General features: G+C 65.9%; 17 protein-coding genes and 1 pseudogene. 8 read left to right on the plus strand and 10 right to left on the minus strand.

The window, feature by feature from the left end; genetic code table 11:
- The first annotated feature begins 20 nt into the window (after positions 1-20).
- The 3 genes from GKC70_RS18605 to GKC70_RS18615 are packed head-to-tail and all read left to right on the plus strand — an operon-like array spanning position 21 to position 3,021.
- Positions 21-479, plus strand: coding sequence for a tripartite tricarboxylate transporter TctB family protein (locus GKC70_RS18605; protein WP_342649531.1), 459 nt, complete (start codon positions 21-23; stop codon positions 477-479).
- 3 nt (positions 480-482) lie between these two features.
- A complete protein-coding gene (locus GKC70_RS18610; RefSeq protein ID WP_304483947.1) occupies positions 483-1,997 on the plus strand; it encodes a tripartite tricarboxylate transporter permease in 1,515 nt (504 codons plus the stop codon).
- The gene (locus GKC70_RS18615; RefSeq protein WP_342649532.1) at positions 1,990-3,021 is read left to right on the plus strand and encodes an AbrB family transcriptional regulator; all 1,032 of its coding nucleotides are present in this window, start codon (positions 1,990-1,992) and stop codon (positions 3,019-3,021) included. Before GKC70_RS18610 ends, GKC70_RS18615 begins: the two co-directional genes overlap by 8 nt.
- Positions 3,022-3,033: 12 nt before the next feature.
- Here the strand turns inward: GKC70_RS18615 and ung are convergent, their stop codons facing one another.
- A complete protein-coding gene (gene ung / locus GKC70_RS18620) occupies positions 3,034-3,726 on the minus strand; it encodes a uracil-DNA glycosylase (protein WP_029613490.1) in 693 nt (230 codons plus the stop codon).
- A 128-nt stretch (positions 3,727-3,854) separates the two neighbouring features.
- Between ung and GKC70_RS18625 the strand changes: the two are divergent.
- The 3 genes and pseudogenes from GKC70_RS18625 to GKC70_RS18635 all read left to right on the plus strand — a co-directional run bounded on the left by GKC70_RS18625 (position 3,855) and on the right by GKC70_RS18635 (position 5,995).
- Positions 3,855-4,975: pseudogene (locus GKC70_RS18625) on the plus strand (enoyl-CoA hydratase/isomerase family protein).
- A 96-nt stretch (positions 4,976-5,071) separates the two neighbouring features.
- Positions 5,072-5,293, plus strand: a complete 222-nt coding sequence (locus tag GKC70_RS18630; RefSeq protein ID WP_039575835.1) for a cysteine-rich CWC family protein — start codon at positions 5,072-5,074, stop codon at positions 5,291-5,293.
- Positions 5,294-5,302: 9 nt separating this feature from the next.
- A complete protein-coding gene (locus GKC70_RS18635) occupies positions 5,303-5,995 on the plus strand; it encodes a pseudouridine synthase (protein ID WP_342649533.1) in 693 nt (230 codons plus the stop codon).
- 36 nt (positions 5,996-6,031) lie between these two features.
- On the opposite strand, the gene GKC70_RS18640 is transcribed toward GKC70_RS18635, so the two are convergent.
- Complete coding sequence (locus GKC70_RS18640) at positions 6,032-9,094, minus strand: efflux RND transporter permease subunit (protein ID WP_342649534.1); 3,063 nt, start codon at positions 9,092-9,094, stop codon at positions 6,032-6,034.
- A 6-nt stretch (positions 9,095-9,100) separates the two neighbouring features.
- On the minus strand, positions 9,101-10,198 hold the full coding sequence (locus tag GKC70_RS18645; protein ID WP_317871253.1) for an efflux RND transporter periplasmic adaptor subunit: 1,098 nt from the start codon (positions 10,196-10,198) through the stop codon (positions 9,101-9,103).
- Positions 10,199-10,356: 158 nt separating this feature from the next.
- On the opposite strand from GKC70_RS18645, the gene GKC70_RS18650 reads away from it, so the two are divergent.
- On the plus strand, positions 10,357-10,992 hold the full coding sequence (locus GKC70_RS18650) for a TetR/AcrR family transcriptional regulator (RefSeq protein WP_116887671.1): 636 nt from the start codon (positions 10,357-10,359) through the stop codon (positions 10,990-10,992).
- A 28-nt stretch (positions 10,993-11,020) separates the two neighbouring features.
- Here the strand turns inward: GKC70_RS18650 and GKC70_RS18655 are convergent, their stop codons facing one another.
- The gene (locus GKC70_RS18655; protein WP_342649535.1) at positions 11,021-11,809 is read right to left on the minus strand and encodes a class I SAM-dependent methyltransferase; all 789 of its coding nucleotides are present in this window, start codon (positions 11,807-11,809) and stop codon (positions 11,021-11,023) included.
- A 94-nt stretch (positions 11,810-11,903) separates the two neighbouring features.
- Here GKC70_RS18655 and GKC70_RS18660 point away from each other — a divergent pair, with 94 nt between their 5' ends.
- Complete coding sequence (locus tag GKC70_RS18660) at positions 11,904-12,527, plus strand: energy transducer TonB (protein WP_342649536.1); 624 nt, start codon at positions 11,904-11,906, stop codon at positions 12,525-12,527.
- A 1-nt stretch (position 12,528) separates the two neighbouring features.
- On the opposite strand, the gene GKC70_RS18665 is transcribed toward GKC70_RS18660, so the two are convergent.
- The 6 genes from GKC70_RS18665 to adk all read right to left on the minus strand — a co-directional run bounded on the left by GKC70_RS18665 (position 12,529) and on the right by adk (position 16,787).
- Complete coding sequence (locus GKC70_RS18665; RefSeq protein ID WP_342649537.1) at positions 12,529-13,218, minus strand: extensin family protein; 690 nt, start codon at positions 13,216-13,218, stop codon at positions 12,529-12,531.
- Positions 13,219-13,223: 5 nt separating this feature from the next.
- The gene (locus tag GKC70_RS18670) at positions 13,224-14,054 is read right to left on the minus strand and encodes an isocitrate lyase/phosphoenolpyruvate mutase family protein (protein WP_342649538.1); all 831 of its coding nucleotides are present in this window, start codon (positions 14,052-14,054) and stop codon (positions 13,224-13,226) included.
- Between the two features lie 31 nt (positions 14,055-14,085).
- Positions 14,086-14,955: a DUF72 domain-containing protein gene (locus GKC70_RS18675; protein WP_342649539.1), complete on the minus strand. Its 870-nt coding sequence runs from the start codon at positions 14,953-14,955 to the stop codon at positions 14,086-14,088.
- Positions 14,956-14,958: 3 nt separating this feature from the next.
- On the minus strand, positions 14,959-15,249 hold the full coding sequence (locus tag GKC70_RS18680) for a hypothetical protein (protein WP_029613483.1): 291 nt from the start codon (positions 15,247-15,249) through the stop codon (positions 14,959-14,961).
- A 129-nt stretch (positions 15,250-15,378) separates the two neighbouring features.
- Entirely contained in the window at positions 15,379-16,047 is a 669-nt protein-coding gene (gene tsaB / locus GKC70_RS18685; RefSeq protein WP_342649540.1) for a tRNA (adenosine(37)-N6)-threonylcarbamoyltransferase complex dimerization subunit type 1 TsaB, read from the minus strand.
- A gap of 89 nt (positions 16,048-16,136) precedes the next feature.
- On the minus strand, positions 16,137-16,787 hold the full coding sequence (gene adk, locus GKC70_RS18690) for an adenylate kinase (protein ID WP_039575810.1): 651 nt from the start codon (positions 16,785-16,787) through the stop codon (positions 16,137-16,139).
- Between the last annotated feature and the right edge of the window lie 30 nt (positions 16,788-16,817).

Raw genomic sequence — 16,817 nt, forward strand, 5'->3', positions numbered from 1 at the left:
CGTTCACTGAGGACTCAGCAATGATCCTGCAACGCCTCTTCGCCCTGGCCATGCTCGCGGTCTGCGCGGCCCTGGCCGTGATGGCCTGGCCCTATCAGGCCGCTTTCTCCTACGAACCTGTCGGCCCACGGGCCTACCCGCTGCTGATGCTCGGTCTGATGGGGCTTGGCCTGTTGTACCTGGCCATCCGCCCCACGCCCATCGTGCGCAAGGACGATGAACCGGCCCTGGATCGCGAAACCCTGACCAAGATCGTCGCCTGCATCGGCCTGCTGATCCTGTTCGCCGCAACCTTCGAATCGCTCGGTTTCATCCTCAGCGCCGTGCTCGTCGGCGTGCCCATGGCGCGCCTGTACGGTGGCAATTCGCTGCACAGCGCCGTCGTGGTGGTCGCCATGAGCCTGCTGCTGTACTGGTTGTTCGACCGCATGATGGACGTGCCCCTGCCCCTGGGTCTGCTGAGCGTACTGGAGAACTGACACATGGATACTTTGAGCTACCTGGGCCAGGGCTTCGGCGTCGCGCTGAGCCCGTACAACCTGGTCACTGCCTTGTGCGGTACGCTGATCGGCACCGTGGTCGGCCTGCTGCCGGGCCTGGGCCCGATCAACGGCGTGGCCCTGCTGATCCCCATCGCCTTCGCCCTCGGTCTACCGCCGGAATCGGCACTGATTCTGCTGGCGGCGGTATACCTGGGCTGCGAATACGGTGGACGGATCAGCTCGATCCTGCTGAACATCCCCGGCGAAGCCTCGACCGTGATGACCACCCTCGACGGCTACCCCATGGCACGCCAGGGCCTGGCCGGTGTGGCCTTGTCGCTGTCGGCCTGGAGTTCGTTCATCGGCGCCTTCATCGCCACCTGCGGCATGGTGCTGTTCGCACCGCTGCTGGCGAAATGGGCGATCGCCTTCGGACCGGCGGAGTACTTCGTGCTGATGGTGTTCGCCATCGTCTGCCTGGGCGGGATGGCCGGTGACAAGCCCCTGAAGACCTTCATCGCCGCCTTGATCGGCCTGTTCCTGTCAGCGGTCGGCATCGATGCCAACAGCGGTGTATACCGCTTCACCGGCGACAGCGTGCACCTGGCCGATGGCATCCAGTTCGTGGTGCTGGTGCTGGGCCTGTTCTCCATCAGCGAAATTCTTCTGCTGCTGGAAAAGACCCACCACGGCCACGAAGCGGTCAAGGCCACCGGACGCATGCTGTTCAACATGAAGGAAGCGGCCTCGGTGTTCGTGGTGAACATTCGCTGTGGTCTGCTGGGCTTCATCATGGGCGTGTTGCCCGGCGCGGGCGCGACCCTGGCCAGTGCCGTGGCCTACATGACCGAGAAACGCATCGCTGGCACCAGCGGCAAATTCGGCAAAGGCGACGCCCGTGGCCTGGCCGCACCCGAAACCGCGATCGGCGCCTCGTGCTGCGGCGCGCTGGTGCCCATGCTGACCCTCGGCGTGCCAGGCTCGGGCACCACTGCCGTGATGATCGGTGCGCTGACCCTGTACAACATCACGCCAGGTCCGATGCTGTTCGAACAGCAGCCGGACATTGTCTGGGGCCTGATTGCCTCGCTGTTCATCGCCAACATCATGCTGGTGATCCTGAACATCCCGATGATCCGCATCTTCACCCGTATCCTCGCCGTGCCGAACTGGGCGCTGGTGCCGGTGATCGCGATCATCACCGCGATTGGCGTGTACGCCGTGCATGCCACCACCTTCGACCTGTTCCTGATGGTCGGCATCGGCATCATGGGCTACATCCTGCGCAAGCTCGATTTCCCACTGTCGCCGATCCTGTTGGGCTTCATCCTCGGCGGCTTGATGGAGCAGAACCTGCGCCGGGCGCTGTCGATCTCCAACGGTGAACTGGGCATTCTCTGGTCGAGCCCGATCAGCCTGGGCGTGTGGGCATTGACCCTGTGCATGATGAGCCTGCCGCTGCTGCGCATCTGGCGCCGCCGCAGTCTGCAACGCCGGGCCATGGCCGATGCCTGATCGGTCGTTGCCGCTGTTCTGGGCAACCGGGCTGGTCGGCCTGACGGGCGGTTTCATCGCCAGTCAGGTCGGCTGGCCTTTGCCGTGGATGGTCGGCTCGCTACTGGCGATCATCGCCGTGCGCTGCCTGACACCCTGGCAACTGTCGGAAATTCCCAATGGCCGCAAATGCGGACAATGGGTCATTGGTATCGGCATCGGCCTGCACTTCACCCCTGAGGTGATCGAGCAGGTCGCCGGCCATTTCGGCCTGATCTTTTTCGGCGCCCTGCTGACCACCCTGTCCAGCGTGGTCGGCGTCTGGCTGCTGCGCCGCGCCGGCGAAGACCGCGCCACGGCATTCTTCGCCAGCATGCCCGGCGGCTCGGGCGAGATGGTCAACCTTGGTGCGCGCAATGGCGCGCTGCTCAGCCAGGTGGCCGCCGCCCAGAGCCTGCGGGTGCTGGCCGTGGTGCTGTGCGTGCCGGCACTGTTCAAGCTGCTGCTGGGTAACGGTGTGGCGCTCGATCACGCCGGCAGCGTCAGTTGGGGCTGGTTGGCGCTGATCGCGCCGCTGAGCATCGGCGTGGCGTTGCTCTGGCAACGTCTGCGCCAGCCCAACCCCTGGTTGTTCGGCCCGTTGCTGGTGGCCGCCAGCATCAGCCTGGCGGGCGATCTGCGCATCGGCCTGCCCAATGGCGCTAGTCAGATCGGCCAGTGGCTGATCGGCAGCGGCCTGGCCTGCCATTTCAACCGGGCCTTCTTCCGTCGCGCCCCGGCCTTCCTTGTCCGCACCCTGGTGGCCACGGCCTTGTGCATGCTGATCGCCGGTGGCGCGGCCTGGGTGCTGAGCCTGTTCAGCCACTTGGACCTGCGTTCGCTGACCTTGGGCATGATGCCTGGCGGCATCGCCGAGATGAGCCTGACCGCAGAGACCTTGCAGTTGTCGGTGCCGTTGGTGACTGCACTACAGGTGATGCGTTTGCTGTTCGTCCTGTTCCTGGCGGAGCCGATGTTCCGTTACTGGGTGCGCAGACGCGAGTGAACCCCGCGCGCCTCACAGCGGCGGCAAGGCCCAGTCGATGGGGGTCAGCCCGCGCTGCTCGAGGAAGCTGTTGGCGCGGCTGAAATGCCCGCAGCCGAAGAAGCCGCGGTACGCCGACAGCGGCGAAGGGTGCACCGACTTGAGCACCAGGTGACGGGTGCCGTCGATCAGCTTCTGCTTGCTCTGCGCGTGCGAGCCCCAGAGCAGGAACACCACGCTTTCGCACTGCTCGCTGACCACCTCGATGATACGGTCGGTGAAGTGCTCCCAGCCCTTCTTGGCGTGCGAGGCAGCGTTGGCGCGCTCGACGGTCATGGTGGTGTTGAGCAGCAGCACGCCCTGTTCGGCCCAGCTTTGCAGGTAGCCATGCGTGGGGATCGGCAGATTCAGGTCGCGTTGCAGTTCCTTGTAGATGTTCACCAGCGACGGCGGCGTCGGCACCCCGGGCTGCACCGAGAAGCACAGGCCATGGGCCTGGCCGGGACCGTGATAAGGGTCCTGGCCGAGGATCACCACCTTGACCTGCTCCAGCGGCGTGCTGTTGAGGGCATTGAAGATCAGCGGACCGGGCGGATAGATCTGCTTGCCGGCAGCGTATTCGCCGCGCAGAAATTCGCGCAACTGATGCATGTAGGGCTTGTCGAACTCGGCGCGCAGCGCAGCCTTCCAGCTGGGTTCGAGCTTGATGCGATCGTCGTCGGTCATGGTGCCATCCTGAATCGGTGAGGCGCGACACTAGGAAAGCCGTGCCGGCTTGTCAATCGCGCCGACCGATGACCGGCAGGATCGGCAAGGCGAGCCATACTTGAGCGACGATTCGCGCGAGGTGGTTCATGTCGATTCACTGCGAGCTACTCACCGGCGCCGATGGCGCCCGTCTCGGCATCGCCACACTGGATGCCGCCAAGACCCTCAACGCCCTCACCCTGCCCATGATCGAGGCGCTCGACACGCGCCTGCGCGAGTGGGCGAACGATCCGGGGGTGGTCTGCGTGCTGCTGCGCGGCAACGGTGCCAAGGCCTTCTGTGCCGGCGGCGACGTCCGCGCCCTGGCCCAGGCCTGCCGCGAATCGCCCGGCGGCGTGCCGCCGCTGGCCGCGACCTTCTTTGAACGCGAGTACCGTCTCGATCATCTGCTGCACACCTACCCCAAGCCGCTGCTGTGCTGGGGGCACGGCCATGTGCTGGGGGCGGCATGGGCCTGTTGCAGGGCGCCAACCTGCGCATCGTCACGCCCAGTACGCGCCTGGCGATGCCGGAGGTGAGCATTGGCCTGTACCCGGATGTCGGGGCCAGTGGGTTCCTCAGTCGACTGCCGGGCAAGCTGGGACTGTTTCTGGGCCTGACCGGCTCGCCGATCAACGCCCGCGACGCCCTCGACCTGGGCCTGGCCGACCGCTTTCTCGGCGAAGGGCAGCAGGACGCGCTGATCGACGAGCTGCTGCAACTGAACTGGCAGGAACAGACCGAACTGCAACTGTGCAGCCTGCTGCGGGCCGAGCAGCACCGGGCCCGCGCTGAGCTGCCCGAGCCGCAGTGGTTGCCGCGTCGGGCGCAGATCGACGCCTTGCTCGATGTCTGCGATCCGGTGGCGGCCTGGCGTGCAGTGTGCGGCTTGCAGGGCCACGCCGATCCGCTGCTGGCGGCCGCGGGCGAACGCGTGCAGCAGGGCTGCCCGTTGACCGGCCATCTGCTCTGGGAGCAACTGCGGCGCGCCCGCACCTTGTCGCTGGCCCAGGTGTTCCAGATGGAGTACGCCATGAGCTTGAACTGCTGCCGGCACCCGGAATTCAGCGAAGGCGTGCGTGCGCGCTTGATCGACAAGGACCAGCAGCCGCGCTGGCATTGGCCGGACGTCGGCCAGGTGCCGGGGGCGGTCGTCCAGGCGCACTTCAGTCCCGTGTGGGAGGGCGCACATCCGCTGGCCGACCTGGAGCAACCGTCCGGCCTGTGAGCCAGCCCCTGAAGCATGACGCCACTGCGAGGCACGGCCTGTAGCCGCTATACTGCGCGCCTGCCTGCCCCCAGACACGATTTTGCGGACCCGCTCATGCACGACCCTCAACGCTGCCCCGCCTGTGGCGCCGCCAACCAGTGCGCACTGGCCGACCCCCGCAGCGCCACCCAGGCCTGCTGGTGCTACAGCGTCAGCATCGATCCTGCGCTGCTCCAAGCCCTGCCCGCCGAGCTGCGCAACCGATCCTGCCTGTGCCCGCGCTGCGCTGCGGTGGATGAGCAACTCAAGGCCGCCGCCACGCGGCAACACGACTGAGCGCCCGCCATGCGCGTGGACCGGTTTCTGGCCAACTTTCCCCAGTACAACCGCCAACAGGTGCGTGTCCTGCTGGCGCAGCGCAGCGTGCGCGTGGACGGACTGACGGTCACCGATCCGCGCCATGAAGTGCGCGAATTCAGCCAGGTCGAAGTGGCCGAGCAGGTTTTGCAGGCGGGACGCGCAGCGCGTTACCTGATGCTCAACAAGCCCGCCGGGTGCGTCAGCGCCACACGCGATCCGCAACACCCCACCGTGCTGGAGTTACTGCCCCCGCAACTGCGTGACGACCTGCACATCGCCGGGCGCCTGGACTACAACACCACCGGCCTGATGCTGTTGACCAACGACGGCCAGTGGTCGCGACGCCTGACCCAACCGCAGACCAAGCTGCCCAAGGTCTACCACGTGCAGACCGAAGACGAGATCGGCGCGCACTACATCGAGACTTTCCGCGCCGGCCTGTACTTCGCGTTCGAAGACCTCACCACCCTGCCCGCCCAGCTCGAGATCCTCGGCCCGCGCAGCGCACGACTGGCGATCGTCGAAGGACGCTATCACCAGGTCAAGCGCATGTTCGGCCACTTCGACAACAAGGTGATCGCCCTGCACCGAGAGCGCATGGGCCCGATCACGCTGGACCCGGACCTGGCGCCTGGTGCTTTCAGACTGCTGACCGCCGATGAGATCGCGGCGGTGTGAGCCGACTGCATCGATCCCCTTCAAGCGGCATCACGCTCAGTCGCCTTTCTTGACCCTGAACCACGCGGCATACAGCGCCGGAAGGAACAGCAGCGTCAGCGCCGTGGCGACGATCAGCCCGCCCATGATCGCCACGGCCATCGGCCCGTAGAACACGCTGCGCGACAGCGGGATCATCGCCAGCACTGCGGCCAGCGCCGTCAGCACGATGGGCCGGAACCGACGGACGGTGGCTTCGATGATCGCCTGCCAGCGGTCCAGGCCGGCGGCGATGTCCTGCTCGATCTGGTCCACCAGGATCACCGAGTTGCGCATGATCATGCCGGCCAGCGCGATGGTGCCGAGCATCGCCACGAAGCCGAACGGCTGGCGGAACACCAGCAGGAACAGGGTCACGCCGATCAGCCCCAAGGGCGCGGTGAGGAACACCATCAGCGTGCGCGAGAAACTGCGCAGCTGGACCATCAGCAGGGTCAGCACCACCACGATGAACAACGGCATGCCGGCATTCACCGAACGCTGGCCACGCTCGGCGTCCTCGACCGTGCCGCCGACCTCCAGCAGGTAGCCGTCCGGCAGGTGCTCACGTACTGACTGCAAGGTCGGTAGAATCTGCCGGACCAGGCTGTCGGGCTGCTCCTTACCATAGATATCACCGCGCACGGTGACCGTCGGCAGGCGATTGCGGTGCCAGATCACGCCCTCTTCGAAGCCATATTCCAAGGTGGCGATCTGTGACAGCGCCACGCTGCGGCCGTTGTCGGTAGGCACCGCGAGGCTGGACAGGCTGCCCAGGTCGCGACGCGTCTCGGCGGTGCCGCGCACCAAGATCTCGATCAGTTCGTTGTCTTCGCGGTACTGGCTCACCGTGCTGCCGCTCAAGGCGCTCTGCAGGAAGCTGGACAATTGCGCGGTGCTCACGCCCAGGGCGCGGGCGCGGTCCTGGTCGATCGCCAGGAACACCGCTTTGCTCGGCTCCTCCCAGTCCAGGTGCACGTTGACCAGGTGCGGGTTATCGCGCACCTTGACCGCCACTTCGCGGGCCAGGGCGCGCACCTGGTCGATGTGCTCGCCGGTCACCCGGAACTGCACCGGGTAGCCCACCGGCGGGCCGTTCTCCAGCCGCGTGACGCGCCAGCGCAACTGCGGAAACTCGTCGTCCAGGGTGGCGATGGCCCAGCGGCGCAGAACCTCGCGGTCCTCCAGCGACTTGGCCAGCACCACGAACTGGGCAAAGCTGGTGGCCGGCAATTGCTGGTCCAGCGGCAGGTAGTAGCGCGGCGAGCCGGTACCGACGTAGGCCACGTAGTTGTCGATGCCCGGCTGCTGCTTGAGCAGCGCCTCCAGGCGCTCGACCTGTTCGGTGGTGTTGGCCAGCGAAGCGCCTTCGGCCAGCTTCAGGTCGATCATCAGCTCCGGGCGCGCGGAGGCAGGGAAGAACTGCTGCGGCACGAAGCGGAACAACAGCAGGCTCCCGACGAACGCCGCCAGGGTCAGCAGGATCACCGTCTTGCGCCGGCGTACGCACCACTGCACCACCGCCCGTACGCGCCGATAGAACGGTGTGGCATAGGGGTCGGGACCGTGCTGAGCGCCCTGCGCGGCATGCCGCTTGGCCAGGTCCGGCAGCAGCCGGTCACCCAGGTAGGGCACGAACAGCACGGCGACGATCCATGAAGTCAGCAGTGCGATGGTCACGACCTGAAAGATCGAACGGGTGTACTCGCCGGTGCTCGAAGCTGCGGTGGCGATGGGCAAGAACCCTGCTGCGGTGATCAGGGTGCCGGTGAGCATCGGGAAGGCCGTGCTGGACCACGCGTAGCTGGCCGCCTTGAGCCGGTCGAAGCCCTGCTCCATCTTGATCGCCATCATTTCCACCGCGATGATCGCGTCGTCCACCAGCAGGCCCAAAGCCAGCACCAGCGCGCCCAGGGATATCTTGTGCAAGCCGATGCCGAGGTAGTGCATGGTGGCGAAGGTCATCGCCAGCACCAGCGGAATGGCCAGTGCCACCACCAGGCCGGTGCGCAGGCCCAGGGAGAAGAAGCTGACCAGCAGGACGATGACCAACGCCTCGACCAGCACTTGGACGAATTCGCCGACCCCGGCCTTGACCGCTGCGGGCTGGTCCGAGACCTTGCGCAACGCCATGCCCAGCGGCAGGTTCTGCGCCAGCCGGGTGAACTCGGCCTGCAACGCCTTGCCCAGCACCAAAATGTCGCCGCCGTCTTTCATCGACACGGCCAGGCCGATAGCATTCTCGCCCATGAAACGCATGCGCGGTGCGGGCGGGTCGTTGAATCCCCGGTGCACGTCGGCCACGTCGCCGATGCGCAGCGTGCGCTCGCCCACCCGCAGGGGGAACTGGCGGATCTGCTCGACACTGTCGAAGCGCCCGCTGACCCGCAGTTGCAGGCGCTCGCTGGGCGTTTCGAAGAAGCCTGCGGTGCTCACCGCGTTCTGCTCCTGAAGTGCCTGTTGCACGGCAGCCAGCGACAGGCCCAGAGTGGCCAGCTTGGTGTTGGACAGTTCGATCCAGATCTTTTCGTCCTGCAAGCCGAGCAATTCGACCTTGCCCACGTCCTTGACCCGCTGCAACTGGATCTGGATGCGATCGGCATAGTCCTTGAGCACGGCGTAATCGAAGCCCTCGCCACTGAGCGCATAGATGTTGCCGAAGGTGGTACCGAACTCGTCGTTGAAGAACGGCCCCTGAACCTCGGGCGGCAAGGTGTAGCGGATGTCCGCGATCTTCTTGCGGACCTGGTACCACAGCGCCGGGATGTCGGCCGAATGCAGCGAATCACGGGCCATGAAGGTGACCAGGGATTCACCGGGGCGCGAGGACGAGATGATTTTGTCGTACTCGCCGGTCTCCATCAGCTTCTTCTCGATGCGCTCGGTGACCTGTCGGGCCACTTCTTCGGCGGTAGCGCCCGGCCAGAGGGTGCGAATGACCATGGCCTTGAAGGTGAAGGGCGGATCCTCGCTCTGTCCCAGCTTGGTGTAGGACACAGCACCGATGGCCGCGAGCAGAATCATCAGGAACAGGACGATCTGGCGATTGCGCAACGCCCACGCGGAAAGATTGAACCCCATCGCGACTTACTCCTTGGCCGCCAGGTCTACCCCTCGGTTGCTGCGATCCACCGGCCTCACCTCCTGGCCCTCGCGCAACACATGACCGCCAGCGGCAACCACCCAGTCACCCGCGTCGAGCCCGGCCAGCACCGGCACGCTCTCGGCGCCATAAGGCCCGATGCGCACCGGCGCGCGTTGCACCCGATGGTCGCGACCGACCCGCCAGACATAAGCCTGCCCCTGCTCGGCAGTGACGGCCGAGAGCGGCACCGACAGCGGCGAGCGCTCGGCGCCGGCGATGTACACCTTGGCGCTCTGCCCCAACTGCGCGGGGATCGAGGTGGAGGCGAACGCCACCCGCGCGGCGAATGTACGCGAGCGTGGATCGGCCGCTGGCGACAGCTCGCGAATGCGGCCAACGAAGCGTTGGCCGGGCTGCGACCACAGCTCGACGCTGACCGGCTGGCCGACGGCGAAACGGGCGAACTGCTGCTCCGGCAAGCCGATGGCCACTTCGCGCTCGCCATCGGCAGCCAGGGTGAAGACCGTCTGCCCCGGCGCCACCACCTGGCCGACCTCGACCAGACGCTGGGCGATCACCCCGTCCTGCGGCGCACGCAGCACTGCGTAGGCGGCCTGGTTACCGGCCACATCGACCTCGGCCTTGGCCTGCTTCAGGCGAGCGAGCCCGGCCCGGTAGAGGTTCTCGGCGTTGTCGTACTGGGAGCGGCTGACCATCTGCCTGTCGATCAGGCGCTGATAGCGATCGCGCTCGGCACGGACCAGCGCCAGGTTGGCCTCGGCCGCTGCCAACTGGGCACGACTCGCATCCAGTTGCAGGCGCACGTCTTGGGGGTCCAACTCAGCCAGTGGCTGGTCGGCCTTGACCCGCTGCCCCTCCTCCACCAGGCGCTTGCTCACCTTGCCAGCAATGCGAAACGCCAGCGCCGGTTCGAAGCGGGCGCGCACTTCTCCTGGGTAGCTGTCGGCAGCGGCGACGGCAGGCTGGGGCTGAATCACCAGCGCCGGACGCGGGGCGACGGGCGTCGCGACCTCCGCGCCACAGGCAGTGAGCAGCAGGACACAAGCGAGCGACAACAGAGGCGAGGCGTGACGCAACATGATGACGGACCTTCCTGGCAGGGGACGCTTCTAATAATTGAACTGGCGGGTATATTAAGTCAGGGAACCGAACCGGGGAAGCCGTTGCCCTAGAGAAAAATCGTATTGGCCGCATGACCCGGTAAGATGAGCGCCACCTCGGACAAACAAGGACTGCAATGCCCATCGACGCACCCACAGGCCCTGGCCGGCCCAAGGATCTCGCCAAACGCGACGCTATCCTCGAAGCCGCCAAGTCGCTGTTTCTCAGCCTTGGCTACGCCAACACCAGCATGGATGCGGTCGCTGCGGCGGCAGGTGTTTCAAAACTCACGGTCTACAGCCACTTCAACGACAAACAGACGCTGTTCGGCACGGCGGTCATGGCGACTTGCCAGACGCAACTGCCTGACCTGATCTTCGAACTGCCTGAGGGCGCCTCCCTCGAAGACGTCCTGCTGAGCATAGCCCGTGGTTTCCAGGCGCTGATCAGTAATGACGAGTCGGTCAAGCTGACACGGCTGATCATGGCCTTGGGTAATCAAGACCCTCGACTGGGGCAGTTTTTCTACGAGGCGGGACCCAGGCGGGTACTGGCTGGCATGGAAGGGTTGCTACGGGAGGTCGATGCACGGTCGATGCTGGCCATCGACCGCCCCGACAGGGCGGCGGAGCACTTCTTCTGCCTGGTCAAAGGGGCGCCGGATTACCGCTTGCTGCTCGGTTGCGCGCCGCCCTTGGCCGGCGAAGAGGCCGAGGTGCATCTGCGCGAGGTGGTGGCGCTGTTCATGCGTGCGTACCGGCGCGAGTCCTGAACGGTTCGCGCCCTGCTTCACGGTCGAATCAAGCCTGGGGCTTGAGCGCCTTCTTGGGGTAGATGTCATAGCGGCTGGACTTGCCTTCCAGGCTGTGGCTCGGCTTGGGCCCGTCGATGATCGGCGCCTTGCGCGGACGCTTGACCACCACGCGATGGCTCGCCAGTGCAAGGGCCGCTTCGAGCAGCGCCGGAGCGTCCAGGTCGTCGCCGACCAAGGGACGGAACACGCGCATTTCCTTCTTCACCAAGGCGCTCTTGTCGCGATGAGGGAACATCGGGTCGAGGTAGATCACCTGCGGCGCCTCGCCCTGCCATCCGCGCATGTGCGCGATGGCGTTACCCGTCAGCAGGTGCATGCGCTGGACGATCGACGCCACTTCAGCGTCCGAACGCCCTCGCGCCAGACCATCTTCGAGCAACGCTGCGATCAGCGGCTGGCGCTCGATCAGGGTCATCTGGCAGCCCAGGCTGGCCAGCACGAAGGCATCCTTGCCCAAACCGGCCGTGGCATCCAGCACCCGCGGCCGCACACCCTGAGCGATGCCCACCGCCTTGGCGATCATTTGCCCGCTGCCACCGCCGAACAGCCGGCGGTGGGCTGCCTGACCTTCGACGAAGTCCACGCGCACCGCGCCCGGTGCCTGCGGCCCTAATTGCTGCAACTGCAGCCCCTCGGCACCGACCTGCAGGGCGAACGCCGCCGCGTCATCCACCAACGGCAGGCCCAGGCGCTGCGACCACGCCTGCGCCTGACTGTGAAACGGCGCCGACATTGCCTCGACCCTGATACCTGCGCCCTGCCCTTGCTCTGCCATGCGACCTGCACTCGAAAAAATTAATGAAACCCCGGCCACGGCCGATAGAAGCTCTATCCGCTATTCTGCCAGAGCACAACGCGCGCGACTTGCCATGTCAGAAACTCTTCCCATCGGTTTGACCTACTTGTCGCCTGTCGGCAACTACGGTCGGCAGAATTCCCAAGCCCTGGGCGGCGTCAGCCACCTGTGGCAGGACTTCTTCGCCCGCGCCATGGCCGAGCGCTCCGAGGAAGAGCAGGACAGCTTCAGCCAGGCGCTGACCCGCCAGTACGATCACGATAGCGGCGAACCCCTGGGCGGTGCCAAGGCCCTGGCCTTGATCGAAATCCAGCGTGCGCTGCCCGTGCAGAACCACGAAGTGCGTCCGCCCGAGCCGCTGTTCCTGCCCAAGGCGGAGCTGGAGGCCAACCTGCTGCCGCCTGCGCCGGAGCCGTTCAGCGCCAGCGAACTGATCGAGCAGCAGCGCCAGCTCGACCTCGACGGCAGTTGGCTGCGGCCACGGGTGATGAGCCAGGGCCATCCCCTTCCCGCCCCAGGCCCTGCGCCCTCACCGCGCCCGCTGCACCTGCCGATCGCCGAGCTGGAGCCACAGTTGCTCGAGCCCGCAGCAGAACCCTTCGACGCGTCCACCCTGGCCCAGCAGCAGAACGCGCTGGAATTCGATACCCACTGGGCGCGACCGGTGGTGCTGAACAACGTGCGCGCCTACGCCTGAATCAGCGACAGACCTGCCAGCGTCCCATGTCCACATGGAAGTGATTGGCGTGGGCGGCGTTGTAGTCCGGCCCTAGTACGCCACTGAAACTGGCGCACGCCGCATCGCGCACCTCGCGCAGAAACTGCGCCTTGGCTCCGCCCGCTTGCCAGTCGCGCGCCAGCACGATGCGCTGGCCATCTTTCAAACGAAAGCCGCTGATGTCCAGGGCGTTTGCCGTGGCGTGCTGACTGAGCCTGCCTTGTGCCCGGTGGTACACATTGCGGCAGGCGAAACTGCCCAGGTGGTCCACCTGCGTGACCGGCTGCCCGAACACCCGCTGCGCGGCCGGCTGCAGACCGTGGATCTCGAACAGCGCATAGGCCACTGCCAGCGGGCAACTGGCGATGAAACTGCTGCTCAAGCGTGCCTCACCGCTTTCCACACGCCAGACATTGCGCAAAGGACAACCGGCTGAGGCCGGGCTGTCGGCCTGTGCCCGATAACGCAGCGCAGAGGTTTCCAGCGCCTGACGGCATAGTGCCGGGTCGTCGCGCAGACGCGAGAGTTTCCAGGCGGTCAGCAAGTTCGGCGGCTGCCGCACATCCAGCGGCGCCCAGGGATTCCACTGCGCCGGTGGCCGCCAGCCCAGATACCAAGCCTGCGCGCCGACCAGCAACAGGGCGCCGAGCAGCAGCGCGATCAGACGCACGCGAGTCAGCGGCGCAGCAAGTCGTTGAGCGCATCGAACGGCATCGCCTGGTCGGCGTAGCTGAACGTGCCCTGATCACGAATCTCCAGCGCCGCCCGCTGGAAGGCGCCCAGCGCCGCACGCGCCAGCGACGAACCGACGCTGATGCGACGCACGCCCAGGTCCTGCAACTGATTGACGCCCAGCGGTACTCCCGCCAGCCCCATGAGTACGTTCACCGGCGTCGGCGCGACTGCCTGCACCACCGCACGGATTTCCTCGACGCTGCGCAGTCCCGGTGCATACACCACATCGGCCCCGGCCTCGGCGTACGCCTGCAGGCGGCCAATGGTGTCGTCGAGGTCCATGCGCCCGTGCAGCAGGTTCTCGGCGCGGGCACATAGCGTGAAAGGAAACGGCAAGCTGCGCGCTGCCTGAACCGCCGCGCGCACCCGCTCCAACGACACAGCGAACTCGTAGATCGGCGCGTCGACCCGGCCGCTGGCGTCTTCGATCGAAGCGCCCACCAGGCCCACTTCAGCGGCGCGCAGAATGGCGTTGGCGCAGTCCTGCGGCGCGTCGCCAAAGCCCTTCTCCAGGTCGGCGGAGACGGGCAGCGCGGTGGCGTCGACGATACCCCTGGCGTTGTCGAGCACTTCGTCCAGGCCTAGGGCACCTTCGGCATCCGGCCGCCCCAGGCTGAAGGCCAGCCCCGCACTGGTGGTGGCCAGGGCTTCGAAGCCGAGCGCCGCCAGCATCCGTGCCGAGCCCGCATCCCAGGGGTTGGCGATGACGAAAGCGCCATCGCGCGCATGCAGCGCCTTGAAGGCTTCGGCTCGCAGGGTTTGCACATCCATGATCACGTCTCCGGGAGGGTCAAAAGGGGTGTCAGAGCAGTCCCAATTGTTCGACCTCAGGCGCACGAGGCAATTCCGGTAATGCGGCCAGGCCCGGCAGGCGCATCATCAAACGCTGGTGAAAACGCTGCGCCAGGGCGGCGGCCAGGCGGTTGTCGGCAGTGTGCAGGAACATGTACGGGCAGCGCCCTTGCTCGATCCATTCGGCGATCTTGTCCACCCAAGGCGTGAGGAATGGATCGTTGGCGTCCAGTTCGGGATGGCCAATGAAGCGCACCTGCGGATGCTGACTGAACGCTGCGGGCCGAGGCGGCACCTTGGGTTTCTTCGACTGCGCGTGCAGCACCTCGGGCGAGCGCGACGTGCAACTGAACAATGCCCGCGGATCCAGGCAGATACGCTCCACCCCGCGCGCGTGCAACAGCCGGTTGAGCAGCCGTTCTTCGTCGCCTCGGGCGAAAAACGCATCGTTGCGCACCTCCACCGCCACGGGCACGCCGATGTCGTCGAGGAACTGGCTCAGTTCGGCCAGACGTCCCGGCCCGAAGGATGCCGGCAGTTGCAGCCAGTAAGGCGATACCCGTTCGCCCAGCGGCGCCAACAGGCGAGTGAAGTCGGCGGCCGAGTCCAGTTGCTGACGCAGATCGTCGCAGTGGCTGACCTCGCGGGGAAACTTGGCGGTGAAGCGGAAGCCGGCAGGCATCGACTGCGCCCAGCGCTCGACCGTGGCGGGTGTAGGGCGGGCATAGAAGGTGGTGTTACCCTCGACAGCGTTGAACACCTGGCAGTACAGCCCGAGAAACTGCGGGGATCGCGAATCGACGGGGTAGAGGTACTCGCGCCAGGCGTTTTCGCTCCAGGACGGGCATCCGAGGTGGTAAGGCAGTGGCGATGGGCTCATCGCTCAAATGTACAGGTCGAGCCCCAGCACTTCCATCTCCCAGTCGCTGAAGCCGGCGGTGCTCAGGTAGCTGGCCAAGGCGGTCGCCGTGCGACGATCACGCGCCCGAGGGAAGATCATGTCCTGCTGGCGGGCCGGCAGGCCAGCGCTGCGGCGCTGGGCGCGGGCGACCTGCACCGCTTCATCGTCGTCCTCGACGAGCTGCGCGTCTTCGATCGACTCGTCGCGCACCGGTCCCTTGCGCGGGGGGCGCTTGACCGGGTACGGCTGTGAGGAGAATCCGTCGATGCGCATGAGGGCATACTCAGAAACAGTAATGGCAATTTAGCAGCATCCGGCATCCATCACCAACGCGGCCGTGATAACTGGACCACAGTTTTTGCCAAATGTTTATCTCGAACCGCAATAGCCGACGAACTGCACTCAGCGCGCCTTTGGTGTGGCCACGTTGTCGCGCAGATACACCGGCTGCGCCTGGTCGGCGGCCACCGCTTCGCCGCGAGCCCAGGCATGCGCGGCGAGGCTGAGGACATCCTGGGCATGGGGCAAGGCCTGGGCGTCGTGGCTGGCCACCTGAACCGCCAGTCGCTCGCCGTAGCCCCAGCCGGTGCCTGCGCCAAACCACTGACCGCCCTGAGGCAACACCACCTGTTCAGGGGCAATCACGCGTTCCGGTGCCAGCAGACGCATTTCGTCGCCCTGGGCCTGGTAGCAGCCCCAGTACACCTCGTCCATACGCGCATCGATGGCCGCCGCCACCTGCTGCACGCCGTGCTGACGCAACGCGCCCTGGGCCAGCGCCGCCAGGTTGGACACCGGCAGCACCGGACGCTGCAGGGCGAATGCCAGGCCTTGGACCACGCCAATGGCGATGCGCACGCCGGTGAAGGCGCCCGGCCCGCGACCGAAGGCGATGGCGTCCACCGCGTTCAGGGCCACCCCGGCGTCAGCCAACAATTGCTTGATCATCGGCAGCAGTTTCTGCGCATGCTGGCGCGGAATCACCTCGTAGTGGCTGGTCACCTGGCCGTCATGCAGCAGGGCGACGGAACAGGCTTCGGTGGCGGTATCCAGGGCCAGCAGGGTGGTCATCGAACGTGTATCCAAAGGCGAAAGGGAAAAGGCCGGCAGTATAAACGACTACGGCCCGCAAGCGGGCCGTGGTGCACTGCAAGGGACGATCAGCTCAGGGCTTGCAGTACCTTGGCGGTGATCGACTCGACCGAGCCGACACCTGCGATATGGGCGTACTTGGGCTTGCCGTCATTCGCGGCGGACAGCTTCTGATAGAAGTCCACCAGCGGTTTGGTCTGGGTGTGATAGACCGACAGGCGATGACGCACGGTCTCTTCCTTATCGTCGTCGCGCTGGATCAGCTCCTCGCCAGTGACGTCGTCCTTGCCCTCGACCTTCGGCGGGTTGTACTGGATGTGGTAGGTGCGACCCGAGGCCAGGTGAACGCGGCGACCGGCCATGCGCCCGACGATCTCTTCGTCGTCCACGGCGATTTCTACCACGGCATCGATGTCCACGCCTGCCGCGACCATGGCTTCAGCCTGCGGGATGGTCCGTGGGAAGCCATCGAACAGGCAGCCATTTTTGCAATCTGGCTGAGCGATGCGCTCCTTGACCAGACCGATGATGAGTTCGTCGGAGACCAGTTGACCGGCATCCATAACTTTCTTCAACTCCAGGCCCAGCGGGGTACCGGCCTTGACCGCGGCACGCAGCATGTCGCCCGTGGAGATTTGCGGAATACCGAACTTTTCGGTGATGAACTTTGCCTGAGTACCTTTACCGGCCCCGGGAGCTCCCAGCAGAATTACGCGCATCATGTGCTCCTCATATTTTTTTATAGCAAA

Origin of the sequence: Pseudomonas sp. REB1044 (genome assembly GCF_038813925.1) — a bacterium.
Lineage (GTDB): Bacteria > Pseudomonadota > Gammaproteobacteria > Pseudomonadales > Pseudomonadaceae > Aquipseudomonas > Aquipseudomonas boreofloridensis.